This is a genomic window from Janthinobacterium longum (assembly GCF_051380735.1).
Classification (GTDB): Bacteria; Pseudomonadota; Gammaproteobacteria; order Burkholderiales; family Burkholderiaceae_D; genus Janthinobacterium.
On sequence record NZ_JBNYXQ010000010.1, the window covers coordinates 72,860 to 89,576 of the forward strand.

Sequence of the window (16,717 nt, forward strand, 5' to 3'; positions counted from 1 at the left end):
GCAGGCTGGCAGGAAAAATGCCGTCCGGCTTGCACCGAACGGCATCTTTGAGCCGATGGTCTTCGTCAGCGATCAGCGATCAGAACGTCGCCTTGAACTGCACCCCATAGGTGCGCGGTTCATTGACGATGCCCGTCAAATTGTCAAAATCGATGGCCCCCAGCGACTGGATCTGGTTGGTGATATTGCGCCCGTAGGCCGACAGTTCATAGCGATCCCATTTGTAGCCGACGCGCAGGCCGCCTTCGAGCAGTTCCTTGGCCTTGTATTCCTTGGCTTCGTACAGGAAGAAGTTGTAGCTGGTGCGGTAGGCCCAGTCGGTGTAGGCATAGAACTCGCCGTTGGCGACCGGGATGCTGTATTTCAGGGTGAAGTTGCCCTGCCATTCCGGTGCGCGTGGCAGCGGGTTGCCGTCGATATAGGCGGTGCCGGGGAAGGGGCCGCGCGGGTCGGTGACGGTGCAGCCGCTGGCGGCATTGTTGCTGGCGTTGCCGCAGCTTTGCACGAACAGGCTCTTGTCCTGGATCTCGGTATGGTTGTAGCTGCCGCCAAGGGTCATGCTCCAGGCATCGCTGAGGTTGGCCTGGAAGTCCAGTTCCACGCCGCGGCCGATGGCCTTGTCGGCATTGATCAGCTGGTTCATGTTGACGGCGCCACTGCCGGCCGTCAGCTGTTTGTCCTTGACGCGGTACTGGAACACGGCCAGGCTCAAACGGGCGCGCTTGTCGAACAGGTCCTGCTTGATGCCGGCCTCGACCGACAGCGCTTTTTCCGCGCCGGCAAACGAAGGGCGGTCGGCCAGGCCGTTCAAGCGGCCCTGCATCGACGGGGCGCGGTAGCCGGTGGCCACGCGGGCGTAGGCGTTGGTCGACGGCGTCAGCACATAGGTGCCGCTCAGGTCCCAGCTGATATTGTGCGAGGTGTCGTCCAGGTTGAACGGGCCGGCCGTGGTCGCTTCCACCCGCTTGGCGGAAAAGTCCTTTTCGTCGCGCGTGTAGCGCACGCCGGCGCGCAGTTTCAGCGCGTCCGATACCGTGTAGTTGAGCGAGCCGAAGGCGGCGTACGATTTCGAGCTCTGGTTCTGCGTCGAATAATTCGGGCTTTGCGGGTTGCCTGGCGACAGGCTGTCAAACGCGATGCTGTCGATCTGGATGTCTTCCTTGAAGTAGAACAGGCCGCCTATCCATTGCAGCGGACCTTTCGCGCTCGATTCAGCGCGGAACTCCTGCGAGATCTGTTTGTGATTCGGAATCACGTCGGCCGTTTCCACCACGAACGGAATGAAGCCTGGCCCCATCGGTGGCGCATACACGGCGCCATAGCCGCCGTCGACGTCGGCGCGGCTGAAGAAATCGAGCTTTTCGTAGCCGGTGATCGAGTGCAGGGTGACGCCTGGCAAGTCCCATTTCAGGCGCATGCTGCCGCCCTTGGTTTTCAGGTGCTGGCGGTTGATGCCGTCGGTTGGATAGTTGTCGTAGTCAAAGCCGTCAACCAGGTCGTTGGTGCCTTGCTTGAGGATATTGGCGCGGAACAGGGTGGCGGTGCCATCGAGGTTGCGCGCGTGCACATTGAACAGGGCGCTGAAGTCGCGGTTGGGCTTGACCAGTACCTGCAGGCGGCCGGCGCTGTCTTCATAGCCTTCGAAATCGCGCGTGCCGGTCGGGCGCGGATTATGCACGCGGTCGTCGCGGCGCTGGGTCTGGCCCGAGAAGCGCAGCGCCACGGTGTCGCTGACGGGCACGTTGAACGCGCCTTCCACGTTTTTCATGCCATCCTTGCCGAAGCCGCCGCTCAGGTAGCCTTCGGTCTTGAAGACCGGCTTGGCCGAATCGAACTTGATCACGCCGGCCGGCGAGTTGCGGCCGAACAAGGTGCCTTGCGGGCCGCGCAGCACTTCCACCTGGTCGACGTCGAAGACGGGAAAGCCCTTGAGCATGGCGTTTTCCATCACCACATCATCCATTACCAGGCCGACCGGCTGCGATGCGTTCAGGTCGAAGTCGGTATTGCCCAGGCCGCGAATATAGAAACGCGGGAAGGTGCGGCCATAGTCGGACTCGACCGATACGCTGGGCGAGCGGCTGTTCAGGAAGCGGATATCGGCGCCGCCGGCAGTCAGCACGTCGAGCTTGTCGCCCTTCAGCGTGGCGATCGACATCGGCACATCCTTGATGTTTTCGGCGCGGCGCTGGGCGGTGACGATCACGGTTTCAAGTTGGCCTGCGCCCGAGCTGCTGGCGGCGGGGGCGGCGGGCGGGGCGTCCTGCGCGACTTCCTGCGCCATGGCCTGCAGCGGGAAGGCGGCGGTAATTGCCAGGGCGATCAAGGTGCGGCGCACCATGCCTGCATGCTGTGTGATCATCAAACGACTCCTATCGGTCTGGTTTTGGGAATGGAAAGGCCGGCTTTCACGGTCATTAAAAGTCATGCTAGCACGGAAACTTTTGCCAATCGGACCATTTTTTGGACGATCAATTCATAGCAATTTCCTCTGAATCCACCAAGAAAATCGTATTTGTCGTTGCTTGCAGGCTGATGCATAGTGAGGAGCCAGCGCGTCCGCGACCAAGCCGGAAAACAGGCTGTTTCCGCCTGAATAGCCACGGAACGTGGTATTGCCCCACGCTTCCGAGACGTAAAAACAACAGTTTGGAATGGCACGGTGGTATGCGCCGCATGTTGCTGCAATGCGACATGCTCCTGTCTTGAAGGCATCTCTGCGATTGCTCCAGCCTTGCCATGCGTCACCGATGGCGAGATAGCTGACCGTCATGCACACAGGCAAGGCATCGCGTAAAATAGAAAATAATTTCACAAAAGAAATTTTAATTTCCACCATGCTAATTTCAAGCAGCACGCCATTGCCAGCTGACAGCATCAAGCTGTCCGAACTGATTGCCGCCCTGAGCCAGGCGCTGGACATTACCGAAGGGCAGCCTGAGGGACACTGCATCCGCTGCTGCTGGATCGGCATGCACCTGGGGCGCGCGACCGGCATGAACGAGGAAGACCTGTGGAACCTGTATTACACGCTGCTGCTCAAGGACCTCGGTTGCAGCAGCAACGCGGCGCGCATCTGCGAGCTGTACATGACGGACGACCTGGCTTTCAAGCAGGGCTACAAGACAGTCGGCGACAGCCTGCCGCAGGTGCTCAAATTCGTGCTCAAGCATACGGGCCTGAAAGCTGGCCTGGCCGAGCGGTTTCGCACCGTCATGACGATATTGCGCGACGGCACGCGCATCGCCCAGGAACTGGTGGCCACGCGCTGCCAGCGCGGCGCCGAGATTGCGCGCCTGTTGCGTTTCCCGGAAAGCGTGGCGGCCGGCATCTACAGCCTGGACGAGCATTACAATGGCCAGGGCAAGCCCGGCAAACTGGTTGGCAACGACATTCCATTGTTCGCACGCATTGCGCTGATGGCGCAGGTGATCGATGTGTTTCATACGGCTGACGGCGCCAGCGAGGCGCGCGCAGAAGTGCGGCGCCGCGCCGGCAGCTGGTTTGATCCGCAACTGGTTGACGCGTTCGAACGGGTGGCCGAATCGGGCGCGTTCTGGTCGATGTTGCGCTCGCAGGATATCGGCGCGGCGGTCGCTGCCCTTGAGCCGGCAGCGCGCATGGTGCCGGTCGATGAAGACTACCTCGACGATATCGCCGCCGCTTTTGGCCAGGTAGTCGATTCGAAAAGTCCGTACACCAGCGGCCACAGCGAACGGGTGGCGCTGTACACCGACATGATAGGCGAGGCGCTGGGGCTATCGGTGGAGCGGCGTCGTTGGCTCAAGCGTGGCGCCTTGCTGCATGACGTGGGCAAGCTGGGCGTCAGCAACAGCGTGCTCGACAAGGCAGGCAAGCTCGATGCCGACGAGTGGCTGGCGGTGCAGCTGCATGCGGGCTACACGGAAAAAATCCTGTCGCGCATCGACGCGTTTGCCGAACTGGCCGTCGTGGCGGCCGCCCACCATGAGCGGCTCGACGGCAAGGGCTATCCGCGCGGCATTGCCGGCGACGCCATTTCGCTGGAAACGCGCATTATCACCTGCGCCGATATCTTTGACGCGATTACTGCCGACCGGCCTTATCGCGGGCCGATCCCGGTGCCGAAAGCGCTCGACATCATGGCCGAAACGGTAGGCACGGCCATCGATGCCCAATGTTTCGACGCCCTCAAGGCGGCCCTCGCACGCTTGCCGCCACTGGACGCGTCGGTGCCGCTGGCCGCCTGATGATGGTTAGATTGGAAACGCGCCGGCGCCCGACACGTTCAGACAGGCCACTTTGTCGCTGGAAAAATACTTGGTCTGGCCCAGGCCGATGGCGTAGCAGCCCTCGGCCAGCGGCGAGATCGGCCCGGTGAGTTTTTCGCCACTGACCAGCGTCACCACCCATGGCGTGCTTGCCGACTTGCCCGCGTGGGCCAGTGCTTGTTGTACCAGATCCGACATGCTGCCTCCGATGAAAGATTGAAGATCAGATCATAGCAGCGACTGGCGCATGGCTTCAACGCGCCCGGCATGCGGGCGCGTCATAAATCGGCAGGCAGCACAAGATCGGCCAGTTGCCAGTCCAGCATGCCACGTCGGCGCAGCACGAAGCTGCCGGCCGCCTGATCGGCGCCGGCGCGCCGCAGCACCACCTCGTTCCAGGAACGGTAGAACATGCGGAAATCGTGGCGCCGGCCATCGGCTCCCTGCTTGCCGTGCAGGATCAGCACTGTCAGGCCGGGCGGCGAGACGATCCTGCCCAGCAACTGCCGAAGTTCCTCCTCGCTGCCCGCTTCACCGGCCGCGCGCAACTGCCGGGCCACGCTGGCGCGCAGGGCCGGCAGGTCGGCGTATTGGGCCAGGCTCGCCGTGCGCACCGACCTGGCGGCCATGCTGATGCGGTACATGGCGATATACGGGCTGACATACGTGAAGCCGACGGCGGCAACGGTAAAAATCGCCGCGACGGCGTGCTTTCTTTTCATGGCTCGATGCCGGGCTGATGGGAGTGGCCGTGATTTTACCCGGTGCGGCAAAGCAGATGGTGTAGCATGCGTGCCGGCGCGCACCATTGCGCCGTATTACAGAGGACATCCATGAATATCATTATCAACCAGGCTCTGCAGTCGTATGTCGACCCGCTGACCGAGAGCGAATACGCCGCGCTCGAGCGCAGCCTGCTGGCCGAAGGCTGCCGCGATGCGCTGGTGCTGTGGAACGACGTGCTGATCGACGGCCACAACCGCTACGCCATCTGCCGCAAGCACAATATCGAGTTCAGGACCATCCAGAACAGCAGTTTCGAGTCGCTCGACGATGTGATGCTGTGGATGATCGACAATCACCTGGCGCGGCGCAGCGTGTCGGATTTCCAGCGCGGCGTGCTGGCCTTGCGCAAGAAGGAAATCGTTGCCGCGCGCAGCCCGGCGCCGGCCGCCGACGAGGAAGCGGCGGAGGGCGAAGCTGTCGCCAGGCCGGCCATGAGCACGCGCGAAGACGTGGCCAGGGCGGCGCGCCTGTCCAGCAACCAGATCAGCCAGATTGAAAAGATCCAGAAGGCGGCCACGCCGGAGCTGGTCGAAGCGGTGCGTTCGGGCACCATCTCCATCAACGCAGCGGCAACGGTCGCTTCCTTGCCGCAGGACGAGCAGGTGGCGGCCGTGGCCGGCGGCAAGAAGCTGCTGCGCCAGGCAGCCAAGGAGATCCGCGAACAGCGCGCCGCCACGCGCACGCCGCGCGAACCCAAAACGCCGCATGTGTCGCAGGATACGCCCGAGACCGGCAACGAGCCATGGGCCGAAAACGCCGCCCAGGCGCCAGGCGAAGTGGAACGCCTGCGTGGCGAACTGGCCAGCCTGAAGCAGCGCGTGGCTCAGCTGCAGGCGGAAAATACGGAATTAAATCAGCGCATTGCGGCGCTGATTGATGGTTCCTGATCCGCCGGCACCGGCCATCAAGGCCATGGTTGCAAGGCAGGCTGTCGCGCTCCCGGCAACAGCCTTATAATGGCGCCTCCAGGAACGTGGTAAATCGTATTGAGACAGGGCAGGCAGCAGTGGCAAAACTTTATTTCAGGTATTCCGCAATGAACGCGGGCAAGTCAACGGCCTTGTTGCAGGTCGCGCACAACTATGAAGAGCAGGGCCAGAAAGTGCGCCTGTACACGGCCGCCATTGACAGCCGCTATGGCGTGGGGCGCGTTACTTCACGGCTGGGACCGCAGCGCGAAGTCGATATTTTCGACGCCAATACCAACTTCCTGCTCGATATTCCGCAAGTCGCCTGCCTGCTGGTCGATGAGGCGCAGTTCCTGACCACCCAGCAAGTGCAGCAGTTGCACCAACTGGCGCAAGTGAAGGGCGTGCCGGTTATCTGCTATGGCCTGCGCACCGATTTCAAGGGCGAACCGTTTCCCGGCTCGGCCTATCTGCTGGCGCTGGCCGACGATATCGAAGAACTCAAGAACATCTGCACCTGCGGCAAAAAAGCCACCATGAATATCCGCGTCGACGAGCAGGGGCGCCGTATCAAGGAAGGCGAGCAGATCAGTATTGGCGGCAATGAATCGTACCGCCAGGCGTGCGGCCGCTGTTTTTATTCCTGAAAAGCGCCCCGGCGCTAATGCCTCACTTGCTGGCCATGGTTGCCTGGGTCTGCTCCACCATTTTTTCCCATGCGATAACGCTGGGCCGTTGCTGCATGCGCTGATGCCAGGCGTGCAGCGCCGCGTATTCCGGCGGCACCGGCAGCTTGACGATGGCTGCAAAAATAAAGGCACCGATCACGGTAATATCCGCCATTGAGAAGGTCTCGCCGGCAACATACGGCTGCTTCTGCAATACCGTGTCAAAGTATTTCATCGCGCGCAAGGCGCGGTCGCGCTGGCGCAAGCCCCATTCCCTGTTCTGATACAGCTCTACCGTTGGCCCCAGGCCTGGCGTGGCGTGGTGAAAATAGGTGCTGATCGCGTCGAGCAGTTCCAGTTCGGCACGCCGGCTCATCATATGGATGGTGCCTTTTTCCAGTGGCGTGGTGCCGCTCAGAGTAGGCGTACCTGCCAGATTATCGAGGTACTCGGTAATGGCCGTGCATTCGGCAATCAGAGTGCCGTCAGCCAGTTCCAGCACGGGCAGGGTGCCGGAATAGTTTTTGGCCAGGAACGCAGGCTGCTTGTGTTCGCCGGTCCACAGATTTACCGCTTCGTAGCGGATCTGTGACTGCATCTGCTTTTCGGCGACAGCAATGCGTACCCGGGCCGGATAGGGCCCATCAAACCAGTCGTGGATCGTCATATTGGCAATAGTTGTGGTGTTCATGATCAGCTTCCATGTATCTACCTAACATTCGGTAGGTTGAGTGTAGGTGCTATAATCTGCACTGTCAACGTATTATTCAAAAGAGAAAGCAGGTAGAAAGAATGGCTGCAAATTATCGGGATGCCATCATGGACGCCGCCAGGAAGGCGGCGCAAGCCCATGGCTACAGCGGGCTGAACATGCGCTCGCTGGCAGACACCGTCGGCATCAAGAGTGCCAGCATCTACTACCATTTCCAGAGCAAGGCCGACCTTGCCGCTGCCGTGGCGAAACGTTATTGGGAAGACTCCGCCGCCGAACTGTTTGCGCTGGAGGAGGCGGGCGACGATCCGCTCGCCTGCTTGAAGTTGTATCCCGGCACGTTTCGGCGTTCGCTGGAGAACGACAACCGCATGTGCTTGTCCAGTTATATGGCGGCCGAATTCGATGACCTGCCCGAGGAAGTCAGGGCGGAAGTGAAGATGTTTGCCGATGTGAATGTGGCCTGGCTGGCCAGGATGCTGCTTGCCGCCGGCAAGGCCAGCGCGCAGGACAGCGGCGACAGAGCGCGTGCGATCTACGCTGCCATGGTCGGCGCGCAGCTGGTGGCGCGCAGCCGGGCCGATATCGCCTTGTACGATACGATGATCAACACTTATCGCGCGGTGGGCCTGCTGCCCGCTTGAACGCCATCATTTATGACAGGTAAGCGCCGAATAATTGATGCGCCTTTGCCCAATCCACGCCAAGCTTCCCTTGCCATCCGGCCCACGGCATTTCCATATCTGAACGGCCTTTGGTGTTATTCGGAGGCACTTCAGGATCTGCGATGTCTTCAAAGGCAGTCCAGGTGCCGGGATTCAATTGGATATGTGAATTGGGAAGAATCCCGGCAAACGACAAGGATTGCAGAACATCACGGCGCGTGCCCGCGTGACCTTTGATTAATTTGCTGGCTGTCAGGCTTTTCTCATACGAACCAGGCGTCATGTCCTGATCTGCCTGATCCAGCTGTTGTAACAGCTTGCGAAAGACAGCGATATCTTGTTTCGTCGGCGATATGGCCGGCAAACTCATGCGCTCTTGCAGATCAGTGTAAACGCCGATCAGGCTGTCATATAATCTTCCTTGATATAAAGCATAACGTATCGCGGCGATATTCTCGCAATGTTCTCGACCCGATGCAGCGTCGTGTTCCGGAAATCCGCAAATTCCACAGGCAAGCAAGCGACGGGCGGGCTGATATGCATGATCAGGTACATGATATGCAAAAAGCGTGCTATGCAAGACCGTCATGCCGCGAGGATAACTTCCGCCAACAGCCGCCACGAATTCGGCGCTCGCACGGGTCAGCGACAACGCCGCATGTTGCCCCCAGCTTCGAACGCATTGAACAAGGGAATCATGATTGACAGCCAGAATATCGTTGGCCTTCCATTCATCTTGTTCCAATTGCTGGCGTTCCTGCGTTGTCAATATGTCTTCTTGATAGATGCTGACATGACGCACTGGGTCATAGTGCGCATTTTGATGGTGGTACAGCTTTTTTAATATTTTTAATGAGGTGAGATTATTTGAAGTCGCCGGCTTCATTGTCTGTTTCCTTGAATATAAATACGACTTATACCATTTGCCTGTCATTCTCTCGCGGTGGGCTTGCCACCTGCCTGAACGCGATCAGCAATTTTCGGCAATCTTTTCAGGGCCAGGAGTTTTTGGGAAAGTTGTGCCTTGAAATCAGCCAGTTGCGATGCTGTCATGCCAAAAGTCACAAACCAGTCGATGCTGTCGTATAGCTGAGCTTCAGACAGGTAATTTGAAAGGTCCCTGATGAGAGCGTCACATTCGTCATCAAAAACATGCATGTTGAAGTGAAGCAGGTCTTTCAAGGGGTGATCGCCGGGTCCGCCTGCTGCCATTTCGTGTGCTTTCAGATCAAGGTGCTACTCGGCTACCGGCGCGCCCACGTCGGCATCGTCCGACAAGGCCAGGTCGCCGCGTTCGAACGCCGCCAGTATTTCTTTCGCGCGCGCCACGTCGTGTTCACGCACCATGATGCGCGCACCGCCGATGGCGGCCGCCAGCAGCATGTCGGCCTGCATATGCTGGTCGTCCGTCAGCAGCACGTCGATGTCCGAGGCGGCCAGGCAGCCGCGCAGCACGTGGGCGTCGGTGGGGATCATCAGGCGGGCAATCAGAACGTAGTCGTCGTGCATGGAAGGCTCCCGGCAGTGGCTGTGCCCGATCTTAGCATTACAGCTTGAACACGCCCACCATGCGCTGCATATCGTGCGCCTGCTCCTGCAGCGCATCGGCCGCCGCCGCTGCTTCTTCCACCAGCGCCGCGTTCTGCTGCGTCACCTGGTCCATCTGTGCGATCGCCTGGTTGACCTGGTCGATGCCGCTGCGCTGCTCTTCGCTCGCTTGCGCCACTTCCGCCATCAGGGCGCTGACCTTGTGGACGCTGTCGACCACCTTGGCGATGGTGGCGCCGGCCTGGCTGACCTGCGCATGGCCCAGGTCTACCGTACTGGTCGAGGCCTCGATCAGGTCCTTGATTTCTTTTGCCGCTGCGCTGGAGCGGTGCGCCAGATTGCGTACTTCGGTGGCCACCACGGCAAAGCCACGACCCTGTTCACCGGCGCGTGCCGCCTCCACCGCCGCGTTCAGCGCCAGGATATTGGTCTGGAAGGCAATGCCGTCGATCACGCCGATGATGTCGGTGATCTTGCCCGACGAGGCGCGGATCGCTTCCATGGTGCTGGTCACTTGCGCCACGGCCGCGCCGCCCTGGGCCGCCAGTTCGGATGACGTTTGTGCCAGGCTGCTGGCCTGCTGCACGTGCTCGACGTTCTGGCGCACGGTCGAGCTCAGTTGTTCCATCGAGGCGGCAGTTTCTTCCAGCGAACTGGCCTGCTGTTCGGTACGGCTCGACAAATCAATGTTGCCACTGGCGATTTCACCGGAGGCGGTGGCGATCTGGCCGGCGCTGCCGCGCACCTGGCCCACCACTTTCGACAGGTTGTCGCTGATATGGTTCAGGGCGCGCAGCAAGCGGCCGATTTCATCCTCGCTGGTGGTGTCCAGGTGCACCGTCAGGTCGCCGCCGGCAATCTGTTCGGCGGCCTTTTCGGCATGCGCCAGTGGGCGCGAGATGAGCTTGTGCACCAGCAGGTACAGCAAGATGGCAAACACCAGCAAAGCGATCAGGCCCGAGATGGCCAGCTGATTGCGCATCTGGCGTGCCTCCGCCGTAATTTCATCGGTAAATGTGCCGCCAGCGATAATCCATTGCCATTTTTTGAACTCGCGGTAATACAGCTGCTTTTCGCGCGCGGCAGTGGCGCTCTGGCCCGGTGCGCTCCAGGTATAGCGCATGGCGCCGGTTTTCTGCTTCAGCATGTCCTGGATAAACAGGCGGCCGTCGCTGCCCTTGAAGTCGAGCGCGCTCTTGCCTTCGCTGTTCGGATGCAGCACCAGGTGGCCATAGTTGGCCCCGGGCGCCGTGTCAATGATATAGATGTAGCCGGTCTGGCCGATCTTTACCTGGCGGATTTTTTCTTTCAGCATCGCCAGGTTTTTCGTGATGTCAAGGCCAATGAACAGCACTCCCACCACCTTGCCGGCGGCGTCGCGCACGGGGTCGTATTGCGTGATGTATTGCTTGCCGAACAGGGTCGCCATGCCAACATAGCTTTGGCCGGCGCGCAGCGGGGCGTAGCTGGGGTGGTTATGGTCGAGCTCGGTGCCGATGGCGCGTTCGCCATCCTGCTTCTTGAGCGAGGTGCTGATGCGCACGAATTCATCGCCGCTGGCAGCGAAAATGGTGGCGATCACGCCGGTTTGTGCCGTGTAGCGGTCAACCAGGGCGGTATCGAGATTAAGCACTTTGTCGCCATTGGACAACTGCGGCGTGGCCTTGCCTGCCACGGCCACCATGGTGGCACTGTCGACCGCGAACGGGCCGGGAAATTCCGCAGCAAACAGCCGGGCGAAGCTGGCTGCTTCATTCACCATGGCTGCATGAAAAACTTCAGTGGTGGTCATGACGCCGTTCAGTTCACTATTGACGGCAGCCTCTGCGCGCTGCTCCAGCACATGCGAGGTACGGAGGCTGGTCAGCGCTGTCAGGCTGGCCAGGATCAGGCTGACCAAGGCAAAGGTAAAAACGGTGATCTTGCCGCCGACACTCCAGTGCCGGGGATGAAAGGAAAATTTCTTCATGGGTAGTAAATTCAAAAAGTCAAAATGGCTGCGCGCGGTGCACGCACGATATGCCTCGCCGGTCAAAAAACAGGCAATGGCAAGCGAATGAAGCGCAGGTACAAGAGTGCTGAAAAAGGGGGTGGGACTGGCCGGTGGCGGTGTTGAAAGCACGGCGACCAAAGGCGGATGATATCACAGCAAGCACATTTGTGTTGCCATGTGGAATTATAAAGTTCAATGAATACAAGCACTTGAGATTAATGTAGGCAAGCATGCCATGTGCAGATGGCACTGGAAGCTGGTCTTTGTGCCAGTGACATCTGCGTGATAATGTTTCAGTTTGTAAGGAATACGCCTGGCTGTTTAACGCGCGCTTAAGCTTCCGGGAAGAAACTGATTGCCTGCCGTAGGCTGGCTGTGTGTATCCTGTAGAATAAGAGCCAGACCAGTCGCAACATCCCCATTTTTTACCGTCTTATAGGCAGCTGCAAGATCGTTATGCGATCAGTTGCACTGCCAGTAAATGATTTAACCAATTTTCGGAGAAGCCGATGAAGAAGCAATTAATCCTGGTCACCCTGGCGCTTGCCATGTCAGCGCACGCTGGCGCAGCCCAGACCGACAAGAGCGCCGCTCCTCCGCCCATCATGAAGCCATTGGCCCAGCAGACGCAAGCAGCGCTGTGGGCTTCGCGCGTGCTGTCGCGCTATCACTACAAGGCCACTCCGCTCGACGATGCGATGTCGGAAAAAATCTTCGACCGCTATTTCAAGTCGCTCGATAGTGAAAAGCTTTTTTTCGTGCAGGCCGATATCGACCGTTTCGCGCCCTTGCGTACCAAGCTCGACGATGCCATCAATGGCGAAGACCTGACGGCGCCGTTCGCCATCTACAATCTGTACCAGCAGCGTTTCGATGAGCGCATGGCGTATGCACGCGAATTGCTCAAGACCAAATTCGATTTCTCGGCTGACGAAAGCTACCAGATCGACCGTGAAAAAGCCGCCTGGCCGAAAAACGAAGAAGAAGTACGCGACCTGTGGCGCAAGCGTGTCAAGAATGACTGGCTGCGCCTGAAGCTGGCCGGCAAGGAAGACAAGGCCATCCGCGAGACGCTCGACAAGCGCTATGAAAGCTACACCGCGCGCTCGCGCAAGCTGAACAATGAAGACGTGTTCCAGATCTTCATGAACGCCTACGCCATGTCGATCGAGCCGCACACCAACTACCTGGGCACGCGCGCCTCGGAAAACTTCGATATCGCCATGCGCTTGTCGCTGGAAGGCATTGGCGCCGTGCTGCAGACGCGCGACGAATACACAGTCGTGCGCGAAGTGGTGCCGGGCAGTCCGGCTGGGCTGTCGGGCAAGCTGAAAGTCGGCGACCGCATCGTTGGTGTGGGGCAGGGCGACAGCGGCCCGATCGTCGAGGTGCTGGGCATGCGCATCGACGATGTGGTGCAGCTGATCCGCGGCACCAAAGATTCCACTGTACGCCTGGACATCCTGCCGGCCGATGCCGGCCCGGACGCCAAGCACACCATTGTGCCGCTGGTGCGCAAGAAGATCAGCATGGAAGAGCAGGCTGCGAAGAAATCCATCATTGAAGTGCGCGACAACGGCGTCAAACGCCGCATCGGCGTGATCTCCTTGCCGACCTTCTACCAGGATTTCGAAGCGCGCCGCCGCGGCGACAAGGATTTCAAGAGCGCCACGCGCGACGTGACCCGCTTGCTGGGCGAGCTGAAGAAAGACAAGGTCGACAATGTACTGATCGACTTGCGCAACAATGGCGGCGGTTCACTGAATGAAGCAGTGGAACTGACGGGCCTGTTTATCGACAAGGGACCGGTGGTGATGCAGCGCAGCGCCGAAGGCAAGGTCGACATTGAAAGCGATACCAATGCGGGCCTGGCCTGGGATGGTCCAATGGGTGTGCTGATCAACCGTGGTTCGGCTTCGGCTTCCGAGATTTTCGCCGCCGCCATCCAGGACTATGGCCGTGGCCTGGTAATCGGTGAAGGCAGCTTCGGCAAGGGCACCGTGCAGACGCTGATCAACCTCGACCGTTTTGGCGGCAGCGAGAAAGCGCGCCTGGGCGAGCTGAAGATGACGGTGGCGCAGTTCTTCCGCATCAATGGCGGCACCACGCAGCTGCGTGGCGTCACACCCGATATCAAGCTGCCGGCCATGTCGGACACCGACAACTTCGGCGAATCGAGCTACGACAACGCCTTGCCATGGGTGGCCATCAAGCCCGCGCCGTTCACGCCGACCGGCGACATGAAGGAAGTCGTGCCGCTGCTGGACAAAAAGCACGAAGCGCGCGTGGCCAAGGACAAGGACTTCCAGTACCTGCAGGACGACATCGCCCTGGTCGTCAAGCAGCGCAAGGAAAATCAGCTGTCGCTGAACGAAACCGTGCGCCGCAAGGAACGTGATGCCCAGGAAGCGCGTACCCGGGCGCGTGAAAAGCGCCTGATCGCGCAAATTTCCAACCCTGCCGACGACCTGGTGGTGATCCAGGATCCGAAAGACGTGTTGAAAGGGGCGAAAGCTGCCGCCAAGACCGCCAAGCAGATCGCAGCTGTCAAGGGTGCCTTGCGCACCGATGACGGCTTGCAGGGTGACGAGCGTGCCTTGAGCGCCGAGCTCGATGCCGAGTCCGCCGCCAAAAGCGCAAAAGACGTGTTGCTGAACGAAACCGTGCGCATCCTGGCCGACGAAGTGGCGCTGATCAAGGCCGATACCCGCCTGGCCGCCAAGGTGCTGCCATATGGCGCCGATACCAAGGCAACGCCGGTAGCGACCAAGTAACGAGCGCGCTATCGACTACCGGGCCGGAACCGCAGGGGACCGGCCCCGTTTTTCATGGTCGTACCGCAGTTATATCACTTGCCTATTTCTATCATTTCCATAATCAATTGGAATAATATGCCGCGATGCAGCATACTTCATTTGTCTCCTCTATTCTCCTCCAAGAAAATAGATTCAGCCCGCTCCCGTAGCGGGCTTTTTTTTTGCGCCTTTGATTCCAATCGAATCGTTCTTGCGAAAAATATAATTCTCATGCTAGCGTACAGTTCCCTTTCCTTGGAGATACTTTATGATCCGTCGCACCACCTTGTTGTCCACTATCGCCTTCAGCCTGTTGCTGGGTGCTTGCAGCAAGCATCCGGAAGCGGCTGACGCCGGGGAGGGCAAGCAGGCCCAGGCAGCCGCCGACGCTCAGGTGGCAGAAGCGCCCGCCGCCGAGCCTGCGCCTGAACGCAAGCTGGATTACTGGAAAGCGCTGGGGCCATTGCTGGCCGGCAGCTACAACGGCAACTGCCTGCGCATGCCGGACGGGCGCAGGATGGAGGCGCTGGTCACGATAGGCGCCGACGGCAAGGTCGCGTCCGGCGACATGCAGCTCGATTTTCATGCTGCGAAAATGGCCATGATGATGCGTTCGCGCGACGAGAAAGGCCAATACAGCACCGTGGGCACGCTCGCCATCGATGACGGCAAGACCGGCATGCTGTCGCTGATGTCCAGTCCGGCTGGCAAGGAAAGCACCATCAGCCTGTCGAGCGGAGACATCGGCCTGATGTGCAGCAATAACAGCGGCGTTGGCAGCTTCAACAATCAGGCACTGTTCCTGACTGCGGCAAAGCTGCTGAACGGCAAGAAGCAGAGCATCGGCTGCCTCGACACCAAGAACCTGCTGGTGCGCCGCAAGGTCGATGTCGAGGTGGTCGACGGCGTGATCAGGATCGGCGACGATGCCTTCGACATGAAGACGGCCGTCAGCGAAGGCTTTACGCTGATGGAGGGCGGCAGCTCGCTGATGCTGAACGTCGTCATGCCGCAGGAAAAAACCGTCAACGTCGCGTATGACGGCGCCGGCAAGCTGGTCAATGTGCAGGCGCGCGACAAGCAGGAAAGCACGCATTTTTGTTCTATTGAGAATTGAGGGGCCGCTATGGATCAAGCCACCGCCCAGAAACTCATGTCGCTGTACCAGGACATCGGTCTAGTCTTGAACGAAGCCGATACCGTGATCCGTACCTTGCCCGATGCCGAACGGCATCAGCATTTGAGCGGCCTGGCCGAGACGGTGATGCAGATATGGAGCAAGCTGCAGCTTCCGGTCGTACGACAGTATCCGGAACTCGACCCGGACCGAGAGCATTTCCGGAAATCATCGGACGCTTGAACCAGCGAACGCTTGAATCAGTGCCGGTCCGGCTGCTGCACATCCTCGTTTTGCGCCAGCAGCGCCGTCAGCCAGGCGGCAAACGCCTGTACTTTCGGCACGGCCAGCCGGCCTTGCGGCGCCAGCAGCGACATCGGCATCGGTGTCGGCGGGCAGTCTTCCAGCACCGGCACCAGCGCGCCGCTGGCCAGGTGCTCGCGCGCCTGGTAGACGGCCAGCTGGCCCAGGCCCATGCCCTGCAGCACGCACGCCAGGTTGGCCTCGGCATCGTTGATGGAGACCATGCCCGTCATCTGCACCCGCACCACTTCCCCGTTCTGCACGAAATCCCATTCGAAGGCGCGCCCGGTGCGGCCTGAAAAATGCATCACGCCACGGTGGCGGGCCAGGTCGGCCAGGGTCTGCGGCCGGCCATGGCGTTCAAGGTAGGCGGGCGCCGCGCAGGTAATGAAACGCATATTGCCGATGCGCTTGCCGATAAAGGCCGAATCCTGCAACTGCCCCACGCGCAGCGCGCAATCGATGCCTTCCCCGGTCAGGTCGACCAGTCGGTCCGTCAAACTCAGGTGCAGCTGCACGGCGGGGTAGGCGGCATGGAATTGGCCGATATACGGCATCACCAGGGTGCGGCCCACGGTGCCAGGCAGGTTGACGCGCAGCATGCCGCGCGGCTTGTTGGCGTCGGGGCCGCGAAACGCCTGCTCGGCCGCATCGACGGCGCCTAAAATCGCCAGGCAATGGTTGAAATACTCGGCGCCATCGGGCGTCAGCGAAAGGCGGCGCGTGGTGCGTTGCAGCAGCTGCGTGCCCAGGTAGGCTTCCAGCTTCTGCAAGGTGGCGGTCAAGGCCGCGCGCGGCAAGTTCAGCGTTTCGGCCGCCTTGGAAAAGCTGTTCGCTTCCACGATGCGCACAAAGGTTTGCATGGCCTTGATCTTGTCCATAAAAAGCACGGCTCCTCGATTGTTCATCTAATGTGAAATGTATAGAACGATTATGCACTAATTATCTTCTTCGATAAATTCCCTACAATGG

Annotated in this window: 17 protein-coding genes; 7 read left to right on the forward strand and 10 right to left on the reverse strand. The window is 59.9% G+C overall.

What is annotated here, in order from left to right; genetic code table 11:
* Nucleotides 1-79: 79 nt before the first annotated feature.
* Nucleotides 80-2,362: a TonB-dependent receptor gene (locus tag ACQ4WM_RS21045; protein ID WP_436548597.1), complete on the reverse strand. Its 2,283-nt coding sequence runs from the start codon at nt 2,360-2,362 to the stop codon at nt 80-82.
* 114 nt (nt 2,363-2,476) lie between these two features.
* Complete coding sequence (locus ACQ4WM_RS21050; protein ID WP_436548598.1) at nt 2,477-2,839, reverse strand: hypothetical protein; 363 nt, start codon at nt 2,837-2,839, stop codon at nt 2,477-2,479.
* Between ACQ4WM_RS21050 and ACQ4WM_RS21055 the strand changes: the two genes are divergently transcribed.
* Nucleotides 2,838-4,229, forward strand: a complete 1,392-nt coding sequence (locus ACQ4WM_RS21055; protein ID WP_436548599.1) for an HD-GYP domain-containing protein — start codon at nt 2,838-2,840, stop codon at nt 4,227-4,229. The two genes, ACQ4WM_RS21050 and ACQ4WM_RS21055, sit on opposite strands and share 2 nt — an antisense overlap.
* 6 nt (nt 4,230-4,235) lie before the next feature.
* On the opposite strand, the gene ACQ4WM_RS21060 is transcribed toward ACQ4WM_RS21055, so the two are convergent.
* A complete protein-coding gene (locus ACQ4WM_RS21060; protein WP_436548600.1) occupies nt 4,236-4,448 on the reverse strand; it encodes a hypothetical protein in 213 nt (70 codons plus the stop codon).
* An 80-nt stretch (nt 4,449-4,528) separates the two neighbouring features.
* A complete protein-coding gene (locus tag ACQ4WM_RS21065) occupies nt 4,529-4,972 on the reverse strand; it encodes a DUF2939 domain-containing protein (RefSeq protein WP_436548601.1) in 444 nt (147 codons plus the stop codon).
* 111 nt (nt 4,973-5,083) lie between these two features.
* On the opposite strand from ACQ4WM_RS21065, the gene ACQ4WM_RS21070 reads away from it, so the two are divergent.
* Nucleotides 5,084-5,923 (forward strand): hypothetical protein, encoded by an 840-nt coding sequence (locus ACQ4WM_RS21070; protein ID WP_436548602.1) that lies wholly within the window; start codon nt 5,084-5,086, stop codon nt 5,921-5,923.
* A 119-nt stretch (nt 5,924-6,042) separates the two neighbouring features.
* Nucleotides 6,043-6,591 (forward strand): thymidine kinase, encoded by a 549-nt coding sequence (locus tag ACQ4WM_RS21075; RefSeq protein ID WP_436548603.1) that lies wholly within the window; start codon nt 6,043-6,045, stop codon nt 6,589-6,591.
* A gap of 22 nt (nt 6,592-6,613) precedes the next feature.
* Here ACQ4WM_RS21075 and ACQ4WM_RS21080 read toward each other — a convergent pair whose 3' ends face one another.
* Entirely contained in the window at nt 6,614-7,303 is a 690-nt protein-coding gene (locus ACQ4WM_RS21080; protein WP_436548604.1) for a glutathione S-transferase, read from the reverse strand.
* A 101-nt stretch (nt 7,304-7,404) separates the two neighbouring features.
* Between ACQ4WM_RS21080 and ACQ4WM_RS21085 the strand changes: the two genes are divergently transcribed.
* Nucleotides 7,405-7,968, forward strand: a complete 564-nt coding sequence (locus ACQ4WM_RS21085; RefSeq protein ID WP_436548605.1) for a TetR/AcrR family transcriptional regulator — start codon at nt 7,405-7,407, stop codon at nt 7,966-7,968.
* Between the two features lie 10 nt (nt 7,969-7,978).
* Here ACQ4WM_RS21085 and ACQ4WM_RS21090 read toward each other — a convergent pair whose 3' ends face one another.
* From ACQ4WM_RS21090 to ACQ4WM_RS21105, 4 genes are read right to left on the reverse strand one after another with little or no spacing between them, the layout of a single operon-like run.
* A complete protein-coding gene (locus tag ACQ4WM_RS21090) occupies nt 7,979-8,875 on the reverse strand; it encodes a hypothetical protein (protein ID WP_436548606.1) in 897 nt (298 codons plus the stop codon).
* A gap of 44 nt (nt 8,876-8,919) precedes the next feature.
* On the reverse strand, nt 8,920-9,201 hold the full coding sequence (locus tag ACQ4WM_RS21095) for a hypothetical protein (RefSeq protein WP_436548607.1): 282 nt from the start codon (nt 9,199-9,201) through the stop codon (nt 8,920-8,922).
* Nucleotides 9,202-9,225: 24 nt separating this feature from the next.
* The gene (locus ACQ4WM_RS21100; protein ID WP_436548608.1) at nt 9,226-9,498 is read right to left on the reverse strand and encodes a putative signal transducing protein; all 273 of its coding nucleotides are present in this window, start codon (nt 9,496-9,498) and stop codon (nt 9,226-9,228) included.
* Nucleotides 9,499-9,535: 37 nt separating this feature from the next.
* Nucleotides 9,536-11,506: a methyl-accepting chemotaxis protein gene (locus ACQ4WM_RS21105; protein ID WP_436548609.1), complete on the reverse strand. Its 1,971-nt coding sequence runs from the start codon at nt 11,504-11,506 to the stop codon at nt 9,536-9,538.
* Nucleotides 11,507-12,039: 533 nt separating this feature from the next.
* On the opposite strand from ACQ4WM_RS21105, the gene ACQ4WM_RS21110 reads away from it, so the two are divergent.
* From ACQ4WM_RS21110 to ACQ4WM_RS21120, 3 genes are all read left to right on the forward strand, one after another.
* Complete coding sequence (locus ACQ4WM_RS21110; RefSeq protein ID WP_436548610.1) at nt 12,040-14,304, forward strand: carboxy terminal-processing peptidase; 2,265 nt, start codon at nt 12,040-12,042, stop codon at nt 14,302-14,304.
* A gap of 289 nt (nt 14,305-14,593) precedes the next feature.
* Entirely contained in the window at nt 14,594-15,442 is an 849-nt protein-coding gene (locus ACQ4WM_RS21115; protein ID WP_436548611.1) for a hypothetical protein, read from the forward strand.
* A 9-nt stretch (nt 15,443-15,451) separates the two neighbouring features.
* The gene (locus ACQ4WM_RS21120; protein ID WP_436548612.1) at nt 15,452-15,685 is read left to right on the forward strand and encodes a hypothetical protein; all 234 of its coding nucleotides are present in this window, start codon (nt 15,452-15,454) and stop codon (nt 15,683-15,685) included.
* Nucleotides 15,686-15,702: 17 nt separating this feature from the next.
* Here the strand turns inward: ACQ4WM_RS21120 and ACQ4WM_RS21125 are convergent, their stop codons facing one another.
* Nucleotides 15,703-16,626, reverse strand: a complete 924-nt coding sequence (locus tag ACQ4WM_RS21125; protein ID WP_436548613.1) for a LysR family transcriptional regulator — start codon at nt 16,624-16,626, stop codon at nt 15,703-15,705.
* Between the last annotated feature and the right edge of the window lie 91 nt (nt 16,627-16,717).

Excerpts from the sequence above, each read along its gene's own strand:
- ACQ4WM_RS21045 (WP_436548597.1), bottom strand. The coding sequence starts at position 2,362 with ATGATCACACAGCATGCAGGCATGGTGCGCCGCACCTTGATCGCCCTG.
- ACQ4WM_RS21055 (WP_436548599.1), top strand. The coding sequence starts at position 2,838 with ATGCTAATTTCAAGCAGCACGCCATTGCCAGCTGACAGCATCAAGCTG.
- ACQ4WM_RS21050 (WP_436548598.1), bottom strand. The coding sequence starts at position 2,839 with ATGGTGGAAATTAAAATTTCTTTTGTGAAATTATTTTCTATTTTACGC.
- ACQ4WM_RS21060 (WP_436548600.1), bottom strand. The coding sequence starts at position 4,448 with ATGTCGGATCTGGTACAACAAGCACTGGCCCACGCGGGCAAGTCGGCA.
- ACQ4WM_RS21065 (WP_436548601.1), bottom strand. The coding sequence starts at position 4,972 with ATGAAAAGAAAGCACGCCGTCGCGGCGATTTTTACCGTTGCCGCCGTC.
- ACQ4WM_RS21070 (WP_436548602.1), top strand. The coding sequence starts at position 5,084 with ATGAATATCATTATCAACCAGGCTCTGCAGTCGTATGTCGACCCGCTG.
- ACQ4WM_RS21080 (WP_436548604.1), bottom strand. The coding sequence starts at position 7,303 with ATGAACACCACAACTATTGCCAATATGACGATCCACGACTGGTTTGAT.
- ACQ4WM_RS21085 (WP_436548605.1), top strand. The coding sequence starts at position 7,405 with ATGGCTGCAAATTATCGGGATGCCATCATGGACGCCGCCAGGAAGGCG.
- ACQ4WM_RS21090 (WP_436548606.1), bottom strand. The coding sequence starts at position 8,875 with ATGAAGCCGGCGACTTCAAATAATCTCACCTCATTAAAAATATTAAAA.
- ACQ4WM_RS21095 (WP_436548607.1), bottom strand. The coding sequence starts at position 9,201 with ATGGCAGCAGGCGGACCCGGCGATCACCCCTTGAAAGACCTGCTTCAC.
- ACQ4WM_RS21100 (WP_436548608.1), bottom strand. The coding sequence starts at position 9,498 with ATGCACGACGACTACGTTCTGATTGCCCGCCTGATGATCCCCACCGAC.
- ACQ4WM_RS21105 (WP_436548609.1), bottom strand. The coding sequence starts at position 11,506 with ATGAAGAAATTTTCCTTTCATCCCCGGCACTGGAGTGTCGGCGGCAAG.
- ACQ4WM_RS21110 (WP_436548610.1), top strand. The coding sequence starts at position 12,040 with ATGAAGAAGCAATTAATCCTGGTCACCCTGGCGCTTGCCATGTCAGCG.
- ACQ4WM_RS21115 (WP_436548611.1), top strand. The coding sequence starts at position 14,594 with ATGATCCGTCGCACCACCTTGTTGTCCACTATCGCCTTCAGCCTGTTG.
- ACQ4WM_RS21120 (WP_436548612.1), top strand. The coding sequence starts at position 15,452 with ATGGATCAAGCCACCGCCCAGAAACTCATGTCGCTGTACCAGGACATC.
- ACQ4WM_RS21125 (WP_436548613.1), bottom strand. The coding sequence starts at position 16,626 with ATGGACAAGATCAAGGCCATGCAAACCTTTGTGCGCATCGTGGAAGCG.